Raw genomic sequence first — 502 nt, 5'->3', positions numbered from 1 at the left:
CTATTTATGGGGCCTTAGCTCAGCTGGGAGAGCGCCTGCCTTGCACGCAGGAGGTCAGCGGTTCGATCCCGCTAGGCTCCACCATAAAAGACAACCAAAATAAAGATCCTGGCTACCTAGCTCAGCTGGCTAGAGCATTCGGTTCATACCCGAAAGGTCGTGGGTTCGACTCCCTCGGTAGCCATCTTAAGGACCTTTAGCTCAGTTGGTTAGAGCAGACGGCTCATAACCGTCCGGTCACAGGTTCGAGTCCTGTAAGGTCCACCAGTAATCACATATTTAATTCGGAGGTATACCCAAGTCTGGCTGAAGGGATCGGTCTTGAAAACCGACAGGCGGGTAACACCGCGCGGGGGTTCGAATCCCTCTACCTCCTCCATTTTAATTGAATAGTTAATTTTATAACAAAATGTGTTTCTTATTATCGCGGGGTGGAGCAGTGGTAGCTCGTCGGGCTCATAACCCGAAGGTCGCAGGTTCAAGTCCTGTCCCCGCAACCAAA

General features: G+C 51.4%; 5 tRNA genes. All 5 read left to right on the top strand.

From position 1 onward, the window contains the following. The first annotated feature begins 8 nt into the window (after nt 1-8). Nucleotides 9-84, top strand: a tRNA-Ala gene (locus LZ480_RS19710). Between the two features lie 26 nt (nt 85-110). Then, nucleotides 111-184: transfer RNA gene (locus LZ480_RS19705), tRNA-Met, on the top strand. A gap of 6 nt (nt 185-190) precedes the next feature. Beyond that, a tRNA-Ile gene (locus LZ480_RS19700) sits at nt 191-267 on the top strand. 19 nt (nt 268-286) lie between these two features. Then, a tRNA-Ser gene (locus tag LZ480_RS19695) sits at nt 287-379 on the top strand. A 46-nt stretch (nt 380-425) separates the two neighbouring features. Next, a tRNA-Met gene (locus LZ480_RS19690) sits at nt 426-500 on the top strand. Nucleotides 501-502 lie beyond the last annotated feature (2 nt).

Source organism: Solibacillus palustris, from assembly GCF_022549215.1.
GTDB lineage: Bacteria > Bacillota > Bacilli > Bacillales_A > Planococcaceae > Solibacillus > Solibacillus daqui.
Note: the sequence above shows the minus strand (reverse complement) of the source record. Positions and strands in the feature narration are given on the sequence as shown.